The organism is Aeromicrobium sp. (assembly GCF_014378035.1).
Classification (GTDB): Bacteria; Actinomycetota; Actinomycetes; order Propionibacteriales; family Nocardioidaceae; genus Aeromicrobium.
This window is the reverse complement of sequence record NZ_JACMOM010000165.1, coordinates 1-2,706: the sequence shown is the minus strand read 5'-3', so window position 1 is coordinate 2,706 and position 2,706 is coordinate 1. Positions and strand designations below refer to the sequence as shown.

At 68.3% G+C, this 2,706-nt stretch carries 2 protein-coding genes; one reads left to right on the top strand and one right to left on the bottom strand.

Going from position 1 to position 2,706, the window contains the following annotated elements:
• A partial coding sequence (locus H7290_RS08640) for a pyruvate carboxylase (protein ID WP_290513614.1) occupies positions 1 to 2,288 on the bottom strand: 2,288 nt, incomplete at its 3' end.
• A 153-nt stretch (positions 2,289 to 2,441) separates the two neighbouring features.
• Between H7290_RS08640 and H7290_RS08635 the strand changes: the two genes are divergently transcribed.
• A partial coding sequence (locus H7290_RS08635; protein ID WP_290513613.1) for a hypothetical protein occupies positions 2,442 to 2,706 on the top strand: 265 nt, incomplete at its 3' end.

Genomic DNA, 2,706 nt, shown 5'->3' with positions numbered 1-2,706 from the left:
GCCGCGGAGGCGACGTCGACGGCATCGACACCGGCCTCGATCGCGGCGACCAGGGTCGCGAGCTGGCCGCCGGGGGTGTCGTGGGTGTGCAGGTGCACCGGCAGGTCGAAGAGCACGCGCAGTGCAATCACCAACCTGCGGGCGGCCGGCCCCCGCCGCAGCCCGGCCATGTCCTTGATCGCCAGGACGTGCGCACCGGCATCGACGATACGGTCGGCGAGGCGCAGGTAGTAGTCGAGCGTGTAGAGCGTCTCGTCGGGGTCGGAGAGGTCGCCGGTGTAGCAGAGCGCGACCTCCGCGACGGCCGTGCCGGTGTCACGAACGGCCTCGATTGCCGGACGCATCTGGTCGACGTCGTTGAGGGCGTCGAAGATGCGAAAGATGTCGATGCCGGTGGCCGCGGCCTCGGCGACGAACGCATCGGTGACCTCGACCGGATAGGGCGTGTAACCGACGGTGTTGCGCCCGCGCAGCAGCATCTGCAGGCAGATGTTCGGAGCCGCTTGACGCATCGCAGCGAGACGATCCCACGGATCCTCCTTGAGGAACCGCAGCGCCACGTCGTACGTCGCACCGCCCCAGGCCTCGATGCTCAGCAGCTGCGGCGTCATGCGCGCGACGTACGGCGCAACCGTCACGAGGTCACGTGTGCGGACGCGGGTGGCGAGCAACGACTGGTGCGCATCGCGGAATGTCGTGCCAGTGACTCCCACCGTGTCGCGCTGACGCAGGGCATCGGCAAACCCTTCCGGACCCAGCTCGAGAAGCAGCTGCCGTGAGCCGTCGGGCGGCATGACGGTGAGGTCGACGAGCGGCAGCTTGGAGACCGGCTCAATCACCGTCGGCGCAGCTCCGTTCGGCTTGTTGACGGTGACGTCGGCCAGCCATGACAGGATCTTGCCGGCCGGGTCGGACGCGCCTCGGGCCTCGAGCAGCTCGGGGTGACCTTCGATGAAGGTCGTCGTGACATCACCGGCGCGGAAGTCGGGGTTGGCCAGCAGCCCCTGGAGGAACGGGATGTTGGTCGAGACGCCGCCGACGTGGAACTCGCCCAGCGCGCGCTCGGCCCGGATGACGGCGGACTCGAAGTCGCGTCCACGACAGGTCAGCTTGGACAGCAGCGAGTCGAAGTGCGCACTGATGACGGCGCCGGTGTAGGTCGTGCCACCGTCGAGGCGCACACCCGGCCCGCCCGGAGAGCGATAGGACGTGATGGTGCCGGTGTCGGGCCGGAATCCGTTGGACGGGTCCTCTGTCGTGATGCGGCACTGCAGGGCGAAGCCGCGCGCCTTGATGCTGTCCTGGTCGGCGAGGCCGAGGTCGGCAAGCGTCGCGCCGGCTGCGATGTGCATCTGCGCCTGGACGAGGTCGACATTGGTGACCTCCTCGGTGACCGTGTGCTCGACCTGGATGCGGGGGTTCATCTCGATGAACACGTAGCGGCCGTCCGGCCCGAGCAGGAACTCCACCGTCCCCGCGCACGAATAGCTGATCGAGCGGGCGAACGTCACGGCATCGGCACACATGGCTTTGCGGATGTCGCGATCGAGGTTGGGAGCCGGCGCGATCTCGACGACCTTCTGGTGGCGCCGCTGCACCGAGCAGTCGCGCTCGCGCAGGTGCACGACGTTGCCCTGCTGGTCGGCAAGGATCTGCACCTCGATGTGGCGCGCGTCGACCACTGCCTCCCCGATGAAACAGGTCGGGTCGCCGAAGGCGCCGTCAGCCTCGCGCATCGCGGCCTCGATCGACTCACGCAGCCGGGCTGGGTCGTCGACCCGGCGCATGCCACGGCCTCCACCACCGGCGACAGCCTTGACGAACAGCGGGTAGGTGAGAACGTCCGACGCCTCGATGAGCGTGTCGACGTCTGACGACGGCTCGACCGATTTCAGGGTCGGCACGCCTGCCGCCTTGGCGGCCGCGATCGCGGACGCCTTGTTGCCGGTGAGCTCGAGGACCTCCTTGGGGGGACCGATGAACGTGATGCCGGCCTGCGCGCACGCCTCGGCCAGATCGGGATTCTCCGACAGGAAGCCGTAGCCCGGGTAGACCGCGTCGGCACCACACTGGACGGCAGCCTCGACGATCGCCTCAGGGTCGAGGTAGGCCCGTACGGGGTGCCCGCGCTCGCCGATCTCGTAGGCCTCGTCGGCGCGGACCCGGTGCTCGGAGCCACGGTCCTCGACAGGAAACACCGCCACCGTCCGCGCACCCAGCTCGTGAGCGGCGCGGATCGCGCGGATGGCGATCTCACCACGATTGGCGACAAGAATCTTCTGGAACAACGGAACCATCCTTGCTCGGAGAAGCGTCGCCCCAACCTATCGTCCGCGCGTCCCGCCCAAATCGCGAGGGGACCCTCATGTTCGGACGGGACGCTGGTGCTGGGTCGCCGCCGAGAATCAGCACCCCTACAGCACACTCGCCGCCTCCTGGCCATGTCCGAGACCGAACGAGCTCAGTGTCTGCGGGCTGCCATCTTCAGCGGCGGTCCGCTCGATGCCATCGACACGCTGGCCGAGCTTCGTGGGTGGGATCCGCAGTGCCCCATGGTTCCCGTCGTCTCGGCCACTGCACAACTTCCTCAGGCACTGCTCGCTTCGACGGTGGTGCTGCGCGGGCATGAGAGCACCGAGGTCGTCGTGCCGCAGACGTGGAGTGCGCTCGAGGTCGCCTCACACATCGAAGGACATGCGGCGCTCG